Here is a 12,774-nt window from a genome sequence, read left to right on the forward strand (position 1 = left end):
AAGATGTCGGCAATGGGTGCTGCGATGCGAAAGCTGGTTCACCTATGCTACGGCGTGTTGAAAACGGGGCTGCCTTATGATGAAAACTACGCGTTGAGTTGTTGACATTCAAGACGGTAACTTTGGTCTCGAAACACTCATTCAGCAAGCTTTCTGATAGCGGCTGGAGGCTTTCTAAATGTGCAAACATTTACGAACGGTTGGTTTGCTCCTCCCCCTGCGAAGGGGGAGGTCGGGAGGGGGTTTAGCAAACCTCTGAGTCGCTAAAACCAACACCCCATCCCGGCCTTCCCCTCGTGAGAGGGGAAGGAGCAAATCAAAACCAGCCAGCATCAATCTTTTGAATTACATAGCCATTGGCCGCTTTCAAAACGACGTTGAGAGAGTGGTGAGAAACAGCGAGAGTCTTTTTTCGAGCAGGTTCGAACCCGAAACGAAAGTACCGCGCAGCGGCGGCGTTTGCGGCACTAGCTGGAGTGGCTGAAACATGGCCAGCGAGCGGTAGCGCGGAGTAAAAAAGACGCGGAGATTCCAAAGAGGGCTCGTCATAGCCCTCTTTGGTCGGTTTCGGCACGAGCCGCTGAGCGATCACAGTTATTGAGAAACCGAAATATTCTCGATCCAGCCCTCACTGCAAGTGAAAAACCGAAATCGTCTCGAACTCGTATAAACAGATAACCGCAGTGGGCCGGCGCCCACCACCATGCGCTTAATGCGCCAGAAACTTCTCAAGGAACTGTTTCGTCCTCGCATGCTGCGGGTTCGAGAATAACTCCTTCGCAGGCCCCTGCTCTACGATCTTCCCCTGGTCCATAAAGATCGCTCTGTCCGCAACATCGCGCGCAAAGTTCATCTCGTGGGTCACGATTACCATGGTGCGGTGTTCGAGCGCCAGCGCACGGATGGTGTTGAGCACTTCGCCTACCAGTTCCGGGTCGAGGGCGGAGGTCGGTTCATCGAACAGGATCACTTCCGGGCTCATCGCCAGCGCGCGGGCTATGGCTACACGTTGTTGCTGACCGCCGGAAAGACGGCGCGGGTAAGCGTTTTCCTTGCCGCTTAATCCGACTTTCTCCAGCAACTGACGCGCCGTGGCGATGGCTTTCGCCTTCGGTTCGCCCTTCACAATCACCGGGCCTTCGATAATGTTTTCGAGCACAGAACGGTGCGGGAACAGGTTGAAGTTCTGGAACACAAAGCCAACTTGCTGACGCAGTTCGCGGACTTTGTTTTTTTGTTTGCTGATCGGCTTGTTGCCGTCAATTTCGATATTGCCGACTTTGATCGTGCCGCCGTCCGGCTCTTCCAGCAGGTTAATGCTGCGCAGAAGCGTCGTTTTTCCCGAACCGCTCGGCCCGATAATCGCAACGACTTCACCGGCATTGACCTGCAAATCGATACCGTGCAAAACCGTCTGGCCGTGGAATTTCTTCGTCAGTTGCTTAACGTCAATGGTACTCATGAAGGCTCCTGATCCTGGCGGTTAACACGGTCTTCCAGACGGTTTTGCAGGAAGGATAAAACGGTCGCCAGCACCCAGTAAATAATGGATGCGGCCAGATACATGGTGAACACTTCCAGCGTGCGGGAGGTGACCAGCTGCGCCTGACGGAACAGTTCCGGTACCTGAATGGTCGCCGCCAGCGAGGTGTCTTTTACTAATCCGATAAAGCTGTTGCCCAGCGGTGGCAACGCAGTACGTGCCGCCTGCGGTAAAATCACGCGGCGCATCGTCTGCCAGGGGTTCATGCCGATACTTGCCGCCGCTTCCCACTGCCCTTTTTCGATTGACGAAATCGCCGCTCGCAGGGTTTCAGAAGTATAAGCCGCGGTGTTGAGTGAGAGGCCAATCATAGCCGCCGGAATAGGATCCAGCTCGATACCAAACTGTGGCAAACCGTAGTAAATCATAAACAGCTGCGCAATCAGTGGCGTACCGCGAAATACGGAGACGTAAAAACGTGACAGCCACGACAGCGGCCAGAAATGCGAAAGGCGCATCAGCGCCAGCATAAAGCCCAGAATTAACCCGAAGACCATACCGCCCAGACTCAGCTGGAGGGTAAACAGGGTTCCTTTCAATAAAAATGGTGCTGAATCCAGCACCAGTTGAATACTTTCTTGCATCCGATAAAGACCTTTTGGATGTGTATCCTGAAACAACCCGGAGCAAGATCTGCTCCGGGTTTAACGGATAATTATTTGGTGACGTCAGCCCCGAACCATTTTTCGGAAATTTTGGCTAAAGAACCATCTTTTTGCATTTCTGCAATCGCTTTGTTGATGGCGGCCAGCAATTCAGGGTTGTCTTTGCGGATAGCAACACCAGATTCCAGACGGGAGAACGGCGCACCGGCAACGGCTAAGGTGTTGTTGGTTTTCTTCACCAGATCCAGCGCGGCAAGGCGGTCAACCAGAATCGCATCGGTACGGCCTACGCGCAGATCCTGATATTTCGTCGGGTCATCATCATAGGTACGAACGTCTACGCCCTGAACATTGGCGCGTAACCACTGCTCGTAGTTGCTGCCCAGACCCACGCCCACTTTCTTACCTTTGAGGTCTTCCGGCCTGGTGATTGAGCCTTCGTTACCTTTTTTGGTCAGCGCCTGAATACCAGAAACGGTGTACGGCGTGGAGAAGTCATATTTCTTCTCACGTTCAGGGGAAATGGTCACCTGGTTGATGACAACGTCAATACGTTTGGATTCCAGTGAAGCCAGCATGCCGTCCCATTTGGTCGGTTGCAGCTTCGCTTTGACGCCCATGTGCTGTGCGAGCGCATCGGCGAATTCCACTTCAAAACCGGTCAGTTTGCCGTCTTCACCCTGGAAACTGAACGGAGGATAAGTCCCTTCCAGACCGACAATCAGCGTGCCTCGGTCTTTCACTTTTTTCAGTAAACCTTCATCAGCAAAGCTGTTGGTGACCATACCGGCTGTCAGGCTGACGGCCACGGCACCCAGAAGTAAACGACGACGCAATGTGGAAAAAACCATATACACCTCAGTTATTATCGATGTTAGAAAGTTATATATCTGACGATTTGCGCACAGTAGCACCCGGCGCGAGAGTTATCAGGAATATAATTTCATAATCTTAGCGCAAAATTGCATAAGCGTACTGTATGGCATCACACTTGCGGATGATACGCAAACAGTGCCGGCGCGCCGCCGGTATGGATGAACAGGATCGGGCCTTCGTCCGGGAATAATCCGCGTTCGATGCCGTCGAGCAAACCGGCCATCGCCTTGCCGGTATACACCGGATCCAGCAGCATCGCTTCCTGCTCCGCCAGCAGTTTCACCGCCGCCATTCCCGCTTCATTCGGCTCGCCGTAGCGCGGTGCAAAATAGTCATCCCACAAAACGATCTGCGGTATTTTTTCATCAAACTGCAAACTGGCAGCGACGTCGCGGGCTAGGGTTTCCACCTTCGGACGCTGCGCGTCGGCTTTACGTGACACTGTCACGCCAATCAGTTGCGTATCCGGCATTAAATGCTGCAATGCGACAGCAAGCCCGGCGTGTGTCCCCGCACTGCCCGACGCCACCACGATTGCGCTGAAATCGACGAAACTCGCGGAAGACTGCTCAGCGATTTCCAGCGCGCACTGGACATACCCCAGCGCACCCAGCGCGTTCGAACCGCCGACCGGCACAACGTACGGACGAAAACCTTGCCCTTCCAGACGCTCAGCTAATTCTGCCAGCTGCACCGCCGGGGCATGCAGTTCATCGCACATCACCACTTCAGCATTGAATAAATCCAGCAACAGGCGGTTGCCGTTGGTCAGATAGTTGGCTTCGGTGGTGCCAATCGGGTTTTCCAGCAACGCAACGCATTTCAGGCCCAGTTTCGCTGCCACTGCCGCCGTCTGGCGGACGTGGTTGGACTGAATTGCGCCTGCCGTCACCAGCGTATCCGCACCTTCTGCCAGCGCAGCAGCGGCCAGATATTCCAGTTTTCTGAGCTTGTTACCGCCCATCGCCAGCGGCGTAATGTCGTCACGTTTGATATAGATGTCGCGGCCCGTGAACTCAGAGAGACGGTGGAGTTTTTCTAATGGCGTGCAGTTGCCCAGTAAATCAATACGATCAAAGGCTTCCAGCCGGGTTTTAAGCAAAGCAATTTTAGCAGGCACAGTGTTCCCCTGACGCACAGCCGCAAGGCCGGCGAAGTCGTGATAGTCGAAGCAGATGTATTTGCGCAGAATGGTTATGAAATAAGTATATAAAGAATTAATACTTTATGCTGACAGATTCAAGACAAAAAAACAGGCCCCCGAAGGAGCCTGTTTGCGTTTTGTGTGTCAGTCTGTAAGAGCGCCGCTTACGCGGATTTTTGCCAGGCCAGATACTGGTCGTATTTGCGCAAAGCAATACGGTAGTTATCGTGGCCCGCCACCGGCAAATCACTGATGATCCGCTGGTGGATGCTGTCCCCTGAAAGCTTATCGAGAGGATAGTTGTTTGCTGACAAGATTTCGTCCAGACGGCGGAGGCGGACAACATACTCGCGCACCGTGCTGTGGTTCATCTCTGTCTGCTCAAACAGATATTGCTTAAACGCCATGATGTCAAAATATGACGAATGGCTGTTACAGCTTATCTCACTGCAAAAACGACACAGCGCGGTCAGTTCCTGCGACAGGTTGTGCCACACGTCATCATCTATAGGCTGGTCCATCTTGGCGATGGCCTCTTTATTGATGATTTGCCCGCGAAACACCAGTGCCATCCTGTCGAGTTCTTTTGCACACTGTGAGCAATGAGTCTGACTGTGTTTAAAATCTTTAAGATAACGGCTTAAAGGCCTTGTTTTGATTCCCGCTGGCATAAATTTATTCCTGATAAGGGATATAAAATGTATAACCGGCCAGGAAAAAGCGGATCAGTGGTCGTTGGCCAGGCGGCTGCGTAAACGCTTAATCGCCTGACTGTGGAGCTGGCTTACGCGGGATTCCCCGACATCCAGCACCGCCCCGATCTCTTTTAAATTCAACTCTTCCTGGTAGTAAAGCGTAAGTACCATCTTTTCCCGTTCTGGTAACGCATCGATAGCTTCCATCACCCGGTGGCGTAAATTGCCCTCCAACAGATGATGCAACGGGTTGGCCTCTTCGTGCCCTTCCATCAATGCCTCGGCAGTATCGCCGTGCTCTTCGCGCCATTCGTCATAAGAAAACAACTGGCTACTGTTCGTATCCATTAATATCTGCCGGTATTCCTCGATGGGAATATCCAGTGCCTGCGCCACCTCTCCTTCACTCGGTGGTCGCCCTAATTTTTGTTCTGCGTGATGCATCGCCTGAGACACTTCACGCGCATTACGTCTGACGCTGCGCGGTACCCAGTCGCGGCTGCGAAGCTCATCAAGCATCGCGCCACGTATACGCTGAACGGCGTACGTTGTAAACGCCGTTCCCTGCATCGCATCAAAACGCTCAACCGCATTTAACAGGCCGATCCCTCCCGCTTGCAGTAGATCATCAAGCTCTACGCTGGCGGGAAGCCGCACCTGCAAACGCAGGGCTTCATGGCGCACGAGCGGAACATAGCGCTGCCACAAAGAATTTTTGTCTATCACGCCGTCGGCGGTATACAGATCGCTCACTGTCGTAACCTGGCAAATTGAGGGTCAGTATCATTGTGCCAGTGGTAATCCCCATTCAATCGCCTGAATAAGGACTGAAAAGCGCGGTTATTTTGATTATGTCTCGCACTTTCTGTTTCAGCCCCGCAGGATTACCGGGTTCGCAATAGATTAAAAAACAATCACAACATAAAGATTATCCTAAATTATACCAGCGAATGCGTTTCATTAATCGTGGAAAAAGGTAAATTTTGGTTAAAAAAAACCCCGCCGGAGCGGGGTTTGTTCTGTTTGTAACCGGACTGCTTATATTGTCGCCAGCGACAATTATTGCAGCAGGGACAGTACAGACTGAGGAACCTGGTTAGCTTTAGACAATACTGAAGTACCAGCCTGCTGCAGGATCTGCGCTTTAGACATTGCAGAAACTTCAGTTGCGTAGTCAGCATCCTGAATACGGCTCTGTGCAGAAGACAGGTTAGTAGTGGTGTTGTCCAGGTTGGTGATTGCAGAATCGAAACGGTTCTGAATCGCACCCAGTGAAGAACGGAAGGTGTCAACTTTAGCGATTGCAGCGTCGATTGCTTTAAGCGGATCGTTAGTAGATGCACCTGTAAATGCAGCTGTTGCACCCGTACCACTTAATACCAGAGTCGTAGCAGCAGAAGTTGTTGGAGTAGCCCCCGTGCTATTCACAAGAACATCTGTACCAGTACCTGCCTGATAGTTTTTACCTTGTACTGTTACGAAACCAGCAGCTGCGCCAGTAGAATCGGTACCGACTTTAACCAGAACACCAGATTGGGTAGCTGCAGTTGTAACACCATTAGTTGGGTCTGTGTAAGACACATCGGTGGTGTTCAGTGTCACATCACCTGATGCGGCATCAACAGATGCTGCATAAAAATCACTTCCAGACTTAACAGCATAGTTTGCAGACGCAGTGCCATCAGCATTTTGAATGTTCACCAGCGACAAGCTGCTTGCGCTCACAGTTGAACCAGTTGCAGTTGTTAGTGAAGCAGCTGCTGCTGAGAGATTTACTGTTTTTGGTGCAGCTGCAGCTGCGTCTGTACCACCGATAGAGGTGATTGCACCGCTGGTTTTCAGAGCATTACCAGATACAGAGAAACCGCTCAGACCCAAAGTTGAAGAGTCAATTTTCTGCAGGTCAATATCGATAGTCTGACCGTCGTTTGCACCAACCTGAATTTTCATAGTCTGGTTAGAGGCCAGTACGTTTACGCCGTTGAACTGAGTCTGACCAGATACACGGTCGATTTCAGACAGACGGGATGTGATTTCGTCCTGGATTGAGGTCAGGTCAGAAGAGGAGTTAGTGCCGTTAGCAGCCTGAACGGACAGCTCACGGATACGTTGTAAGTTGTTGTTGATTTCGCTAAGTGAACCTTCAGTGGTCTGCGCAACGGAGATACCGTCATTGGCGTTACGTGAAGCCTGAGTCAGACCATTGATGTTTGAAGTGAAGCGGTTAGCAATCGCCTGACCAGCAGCATCGTCTTTTGCGCTGTTGATACGCAGACCGGAGGACAGACGCTCGATAGCGGTGCTCAGTGCGGACTGGGATTTGTTCAGGTTGTTCTGAGTCATCAGAGACAGCGTGTTGGTATTGATAACTTGAGCCATGAGTGTATTCCTTCAAATCTGGTTAAGGGTTCGGGCTTATTGCCCACGGCGTTCATCACCGTCCAAACTTGTATCGGCGCTACACCGGCAACCTTTAGAATTATTTCTCAAAAAATCCCGATTTCTTACTTTGAGAATTACCCTTCCTTATACGCGCTATTCACGCCATTACTTTTTGTTGCGATCTATTAAACTTTTCCTCCGTCGTGCCGATAGGGCTTAAAGACTCTTACACAACATGTAAAGGATACATATGGCCACTGTCTCTTCATTAGGTATCGGCTCAGGTTTAGATTTGTCCACTCTGCTGGATAACCTGACAACCGCAGAAAAAGCGCGTTTAACGCCGATCACCACGGCACAGACCAGCTACAGTGCGCAGCTGACTGCCTACGGTACGTTGAAAAGTGCGGTGCAGACTTTTGCAGACGCTGCTACAGCACTAACATCTACTGACACCTACGGCGCAACAACTGCATCATCAAATAACACAGCGGCCTTCAGCGCAACGACCAGCAGCGGTGCGGCGGCGGGTAAATATTCCGTTTCTGTTACCCAACTGGCTGCATCGCAATCTTTGATTTCTGCCACCCAGACCAGCAGCACGGCGGCTTTGGGTGCAACGACGACTGACAATACGCGCACATTAACCATCAGCCAGGGAGACGGCAGCACGCCGCTGAGCATCAAACTGACTGACAGCCAGACTTCACTGACGGGTGTCCGCGATGCAATTAATAAATCAGGCGGTAACGTTACAGCCAGTATCGTCAAAGTCACGGACAGCAGCTACAAGCTGGTGCTGAGCGCCAATAATACCGGCACAAATTCTGAAATGACCGTCGCCGTTACCGGTGATGACACCCTGAATAACATCATCGGTTATGACTCCTCTACCGCTACAGGCGCGATGACGCAGAATGCCGCAGCGGCAAATGCGCAACTGACGTTCAACGGAATTGATCTTGAACGCCAAAGCAACACAATCAGTGATGCGCAGGATGGTATTACCCTAAACCTGACTGATACCACAACCACACCCGCAACGTTAACAGTGGCTAAAAATACGGGCACTGCAACAACGGCAGTTAAAGCATTTGTTGATGCCTATAATGCTTTACAGGACACGTTCACCAGCCTGACCAAGTTCACCGCGACCAGCACTAACTCCGATACGGCCGACAGTACCAACGGCGCCCTGCTTGGCGACAGCGCGCTGCGTACTATTCAGACGCGTCTAAAATCAGCGATCACTGCTGCTTCCGGATCCGGCACCATCACCTCATTGTCCAGCATTGGTATCACCACTGACCCGGATACCGGCAAACTGGAAATTGACAATACCAAACTGAGCACTGCGTTGAGCAATAACCCGAACGCGGTGCAAACCATGATGGTGGGTGACGGCAAAACTACCGGTGTGATGACCAATATCAGCAACCTGAATACCGGTTTCCTGGATAGCTCCAACGGCACCATTGCTAACGCGCAGACGGCGGTTAACTCCACGCTTAAAAACCTGACGACCCAGTACAACAAGGTCAATGACAGCATCAACACCACCATCGCCCGTTACAAAACGCAATTCACTGCACTTGATGTTTCGATTCAAAAGCTCAACAGCACTGCGACGTATCTGACGCAGCAGTTCGAAGCCATGTCCTCATCAAGTTCAAGCTAGTAAGGAAACAGATTATGTATAACGCTAAAGGAACACAGGCCTACGCGCAGGTTGGCGTAGAAAGCGCAGTCATGAGTGCGTCGCCTTACCAGTTAGTCACGATGTTATTTGACGGGGCGCGTAGCGCCCTGATCCGTGCACGCATATTTATTCAACAGGGAAGCATTGCCGAAAAAGGCAAATCCCTGTCCATGGCCATCAATATTATCGACAGCGGATTAAAAGCCGGATTAAGTCGTGACAAAGGAGATCCGGAATTAGTGGATAACCTGGAAGCGCTTTATTCCTATATGGTCCGTCGTTTACTACATGCAAATTTACACAACGATCAAGAGGCCATCACTGAGGTGCTGGCCTTGCTTGAAAATATCGCCGATGCCTGGCGGCAAATCGGCCCAAACCACCACCCGTCGCAGGACCAATATAATGGATCAACATCAGTATCTGGTTAATGAATATCAACTGATCCTGTCTTTAAGCGAGCAGATGTTGCGGCTGGCGCAAGATGAAAAATGGGATGAGCTGGTCGAGCTCGAAGTCAGTTATGTGAAAGCCGTGGAAGCGACCACCAAATTACCGATGTCAGAACAGACCTCGATAATGGTTCAGAATGATATTCGCCGTTATTTACGTATCATTCTCGACAATGAAAATTTGATTAAAACGTTATTACAGGCTCGGATGAATACGCTCACCCAGCTGATTGGTCAGTCGTCCCGACAACAACAAGTGAACACGACGTACGGAAAAATTGATCTCCGTTCGATCGCTTTTGGCGATCACCAATAATTATTAAAGTACTTCTTTTGATTTATTTTTTTCCAATATTTCTTGTGCAAAAATAAGGTTTCAGGGGCAGAGAGCGTACGGCTACCAGGGCTGATTCTCTCTGTCTCCTTCCGTAACACTCGCCTAAACCGGCAGCCTGTTTGTATTGGCATAAGCGGGAAGTTTTATATCAGGCAGCAAACAACAGGTTGCGGTCGTCATTTCGGGCATCATCGATATGGTTCGTAAAATAAAAGTGACTCCAGGGATAGGCACTATTTCGCTACTTATTCAGCATAGTGAGCTTTTTATTCACGATGTCTATATTAATAAGCCGCAATTAATCCTCGTGCAGAATGGAAGTCTTTCTATTACTAACCAGGAACAGCAATTCTCGCTACAGGCGGGCGAAATGCTGGTGCTCAACAGCGGACAAACGCTGAGCCTCACCCACCATCTCTCAGACAATGGCCCTTTCAGCTGCGCCATTATGGCCTGGGATCACCAGTTGCTCAGTGATGCGGGCCTTCATGCCACGGGCTTTTCTGCCCCCCTGCTTGCCGTTGAAACGCTACAGGTTATTCCGCATATCCCGGTGGCTTTTAAACAGAGTTTTACCGATACCCACAGCGCCATTCTCTGGCATCACGGCCTGCCCGCGCCCATTACCCGCCATCGCATGCTGGAACAATTGCTCTGGTTGTCGCAGCTGGGTGTGCGTTATTCGCTGCAACACAGCGAAAGCATGACGCAGCGTGTGCGCGAATTGCTGACAGATAATCTGCATAAATCATTTACTGCGGCGGAAGTGGCAGAACAGCTGATGATGAATGAAGTGATGCTGCGCCGCCGGCTGGCTGCCGAGGATTGTGTTCTGCGCAATCTGATGATTGATGTCCGCATGACACAGGCGCTGCGGTTACTGCAATGCACCGATCTGGCGATTTCCAACATTGCCCATCAGGTCGGTTACGAAAGTGGCTCCCGTTTTGCGGAACGTTTTCGGAAACGTTTTGGCTTCGCGCCTACTGCGATCCGCGGGCATATGCGTCCCCTCTCATCACAAACGATGACTTATAACAACTAACTCCTAAGTACTACAATACTAAATCATGAGTAACATCACACAATAATTGATTACCAGATGTTAACCGAATATCATACACGCCGTTAATTTACGGGTGATCAGGGGTTGGCAGTGCACGTTTGGTGGGAAGTGATTAAAACGATTTATTGGGGTGGATTGGGTATTGCGGCATTAGTGACGCTTCTCGTGAGCCGCGACACGATTAAAATACGCTTGTTAACGTCCGGCATTATCGGGTTTACCTGGCCGATGAGCCTTCCCGTCGTTCTGCTCTTCTCTCTGTTCTGACGCTGTAAAACTGCGCTCATTAAAAAACCCGGCTTTCAGGCCGGGTTCAGTAAAACTATTTTTGCTGCTGTTAACGTTGCTGCTAATTACGGGTTTGCACCCAAAAGCCGTGGATCAGACCCGGCAGATAACCGCACAGTGTCAGGATAATATTCAGCAAGAAAGCACCGCCGAAACCGTTACCAATCAGTACGCCTAACGGCGGTACCAGGATGGTGATCAAAACTCTCCAGAATCCCATGTTTATCTCCCTTTGGTTATCATTGAGTTAATGATAGTTCAGGGAAACAAAGCCGCCTATCAGATGAACCTTAATTGATCAGATCCAGCATAACTTCCACGTCACGACGCACTTTATCCAGCAATTCGACATCGCCTGCGCGGTACTCGGCATCGGTTATCTGATGGATCTGGCGCATCTGCCATCTCACCTGCGTTTTTTGCTCGTCCGTCATATTGCGGCACATCACGATGATAAAATTGCGCAGCATCAGATGTTGCATGGCAGTTTCTTCGGCATGTTTGTTAACCGACATCACCAAATCGAATACCTGTTTTTCTGCCATTGCGTGTTCCTGCTGTCGTGAAAAGTCGGTGGGAAAGTCATTAAAACCAGACTAGCATGGCAACAGTTCGGTCAAAGCCGACAGCTGATGCAAAAACACCCGCTATTTCTGCGTCTAACCTGCGCATGGACACCATCACTATGTTTTCAACCGATGACGTTTTTCAGCGTCTGGCGTCTTCCCCCTTTCGCCAGCGCTTTCATCTTGGCCCGAAAGAATACGAATATTGTATGAATCACGGACCCGATACCGTGGCGCAGCACGCCGCCGATTTCATTAACCGGAGGCTCGCGCCCGCGCAACCGCAGGCCGACGGCAAACAGACGCCGATGCGAGGCCATCCGGTATTTATCGCCCAGCACGCCACCGCCACCTGCTGTCGCGGATGTCTGGAAAAATGGCATCGTATTCCGGCGCACGCAGAGATGACACAAACGCAGCAGGATTATACGGTTGCCGTAATCCTGCGCTGGATACACCAGGAAATGCAGCGTCCCGCGCCCGCCGCTAAACCGCGGAAAGCAAAACCAAAAAAATCTGACCCACAACAAATGGATTTATTGTAAGAAGCGCATCACAGTGGTAAAAAAATAAAGAGTGACAGCAGTCACAGTTTTTCAGGATTTAAGTACCTTGCTGCGTCTGTACTCTATAATTTTAAGGAATAAGACAGTTTTCTGCCGGGCAGCCTTTTGCGCGCCCTTTTGTTGTCTTCTTGTGCAGTCTTTCGGGTGAGTTTTCCAGGTGAAATGAGTTTTACACTGTAGTGAGGATTATTACCCCCCATTGGGAAAAGGAGGATGCATGTCTGAGTATCATTATTTATTGATAGGTGGAAGCCGCAACGGACAACGGCATGTTGATAAACAACATCAGTTTTCGTTGTGTTTTTGGGAAGATGCATCACAAAACGCAGAACGTGAATTTTACGGTAAACAGAACGAGCGCTATAAAGTGAAGCCTGAAAAAGGGGCTGATGGAAACTGGTATCTGGTCGGTTATTGCGGAAATTGTTCGAAAATTCAGGCCGATGAACTGACCACCCAGGCGCTCACCAAACACGTTAAGCCGATGATGTAAGAAACATAAGTATATTCAAGAGTACGAGCGTAAACGAACCCCGCCCTTTTAAGCGGGGTTTT

General features: G+C 50.5%; 17 protein-coding genes and 1 pseudogene. 8 read left to right on the top strand and 10 right to left on the bottom strand.

The features are described from left to right. Nucleotides 1-105, top strand: a pseudogene (locus IV433_RS26145) (IS110 family transposase); the annotation flags it as partial. 261 nt (nt 106-366) lie between these two features. Here the strand turns inward: IV433_RS26145 and IV433_RS11865 are convergent. From IV433_RS11865 to IV433_RS11900, 8 genes are all read right to left on the bottom strand, one after another. Next, nucleotides 367-549 carry a hypothetical protein gene (locus IV433_RS11865; RefSeq protein ID WP_195814668.1) on the bottom strand — a complete coding sequence of 61 codons (183 nt, stop codon included), beginning with the start codon at nt 547-549 and terminating at the stop codon, nt 367-369. A 160-nt stretch (nt 550-709) separates the two neighbouring features. Further along, nucleotides 710-1,462 carry an L-cystine ABC transporter ATP-binding protein TcyN gene (gene tcyN, locus IV433_RS11870; protein ID WP_195814667.1) on the bottom strand — a complete coding sequence of 251 codons (753 nt, stop codon included), beginning with the start codon at nt 1,460-1,462 and terminating at the stop codon, nt 710-712. Further along, a complete protein-coding gene (gene tcyL / locus IV433_RS11875) occupies nt 1,459-2,127 on the bottom strand; it encodes a cystine ABC transporter permease (protein WP_101076710.1) in 669 nt (222 codons plus the stop codon). Before tcyL ends, tcyN begins: the two co-directional genes overlap by 4 nt. Nucleotides 2,128-2,198: 71 nt before the next feature. Next, entirely contained in the window at nt 2,199-2,999 is an 801-nt protein-coding gene (gene tcyJ, locus IV433_RS11880) for a cystine ABC transporter substrate-binding protein (RefSeq protein ID WP_195814666.1), read from the bottom strand. A 134-nt stretch (nt 3,000-3,133) separates the two neighbouring features. Then, a complete protein-coding gene (locus IV433_RS11885) occupies nt 3,134-4,144 on the bottom strand; it encodes a D-cysteine desulfhydrase (protein ID WP_195814665.1) in 1,011 nt (336 codons plus the stop codon). Nucleotides 4,145-4,332: 188 nt separating this feature from the next. After that, nucleotides 4,333-4,839 (bottom strand): flagella biosynthesis regulatory protein FliZ, encoded by a 507-nt coding sequence (gene fliZ, locus IV433_RS11890; protein ID WP_095922218.1) that lies wholly within the window; start codon nt 4,837-4,839, stop codon nt 4,333-4,335. Nucleotides 4,840-4,893: 54 nt separating this feature from the next. Beyond that, nucleotides 4,894-5,616, bottom strand: a complete 723-nt coding sequence (locus IV433_RS11895; RefSeq protein WP_195814664.1) for an RNA polymerase sigma factor FliA — start codon at nt 5,614-5,616, stop codon at nt 4,894-4,896. Between the two features lie 306 nt (nt 5,617-5,922). Next, the gene (locus IV433_RS11900; RefSeq protein WP_195814663.1) at nt 5,923-7,242 is read right to left on the bottom strand and encodes a FliC/FljB family flagellin; all 1,320 of its coding nucleotides are present in this window, start codon (nt 7,240-7,242) and stop codon (nt 5,923-5,925) included. 253 nt (nt 7,243-7,495) lie between these two features. Here IV433_RS11900 and fliD point away from each other — a divergent pair, with 253 nt between their 5' ends. The 5 genes from fliD (at nt 7,496) to IV433_RS11925 (ending at nt 11,066) form a co-directional block, all read left to right on the top strand. After that, a complete protein-coding gene (gene fliD, locus IV433_RS11905) occupies nt 7,496-8,923 on the top strand; it encodes a flagellar filament capping protein FliD (RefSeq protein ID WP_195814662.1) in 1,428 nt (475 codons plus the stop codon). Nucleotides 8,924-8,937: 14 nt separating this feature from the next. Then, nucleotides 8,938-9,375 carry a flagellar export chaperone FliS gene (gene fliS / locus IV433_RS11910; protein WP_152326986.1) on the top strand — a complete coding sequence of 146 codons (438 nt, stop codon included), beginning with the start codon at nt 8,938-8,940 and terminating at the stop codon, nt 9,373-9,375. Beyond that, on the top strand, nt 9,350-9,712 hold the full coding sequence (gene fliT, locus IV433_RS11915) for a flagella biosynthesis regulatory protein FliT (RefSeq protein WP_152326985.1): 363 nt from the start codon (nt 9,350-9,352) through the stop codon (nt 9,710-9,712). The genes fliS and fliT overlap by 26 nt, the downstream gene beginning before the upstream one ends. A 328-nt stretch (nt 9,713-10,040) precedes the next feature. Next, nucleotides 10,041-10,778 (top strand): helix-turn-helix transcriptional regulator, encoded by a 738-nt coding sequence (locus IV433_RS11920; RefSeq protein WP_255562195.1) that lies wholly within the window; start codon nt 10,041-10,043, stop codon nt 10,776-10,778. A gap of 111 nt (nt 10,779-10,889) precedes the next feature. After that, complete coding sequence (locus IV433_RS11925) at nt 10,890-11,066, top strand: GhoT/OrtT family toxin (RefSeq protein WP_095922224.1); 177 nt, start codon at nt 10,890-10,892, stop codon at nt 11,064-11,066. Nucleotides 11,067-11,148: 82 nt separating this feature from the next. On the opposite strand, the gene IV433_RS11930 is transcribed toward IV433_RS11925, so the two are convergent. Together IV433_RS11930 and IV433_RS11935 are read right to left on the bottom strand one after the other, a co-directional pair. Next, a complete protein-coding gene (locus IV433_RS11930) occupies nt 11,149-11,307 on the bottom strand; it encodes a YqaE/Pmp3 family membrane protein (protein WP_152326983.1) in 159 nt (52 codons plus the stop codon). Nucleotides 11,308-11,377: 70 nt separating this feature from the next. Further along, nucleotides 11,378-11,632, bottom strand: coding sequence for a hypothetical protein (locus IV433_RS11935; RefSeq protein ID WP_195814660.1), 255 nt, complete (start codon nt 11,630-11,632; stop codon nt 11,378-11,380). A 140-nt stretch (nt 11,633-11,772) separates the two neighbouring features. Here IV433_RS11935 and IV433_RS11940 point away from each other — a divergent pair, with 140 nt between their 5' ends. Together IV433_RS11940 and IV433_RS11945 are read left to right on the top strand one after the other, a co-directional pair. Beyond that, entirely contained in the window at nt 11,773-12,198 is a 426-nt protein-coding gene (locus IV433_RS11940; protein ID WP_195814659.1) for a DUF4186 domain-containing protein, read from the top strand. 238 nt (nt 12,199-12,436) lie between these two features. Next, nucleotides 12,437-12,712, top strand: coding sequence for a hypothetical protein (locus IV433_RS11945; protein WP_195814658.1), 276 nt, complete (start codon nt 12,437-12,439; stop codon nt 12,710-12,712). Nucleotides 12,713-12,774 lie beyond the last annotated feature (62 nt).

Source organism: Rahnella laticis, assembly GCF_015644585.1.
Classification (GTDB): domain Bacteria; phylum Pseudomonadota; class Gammaproteobacteria; order Enterobacterales; family Enterobacteriaceae; genus Rahnella; species Rahnella laticis.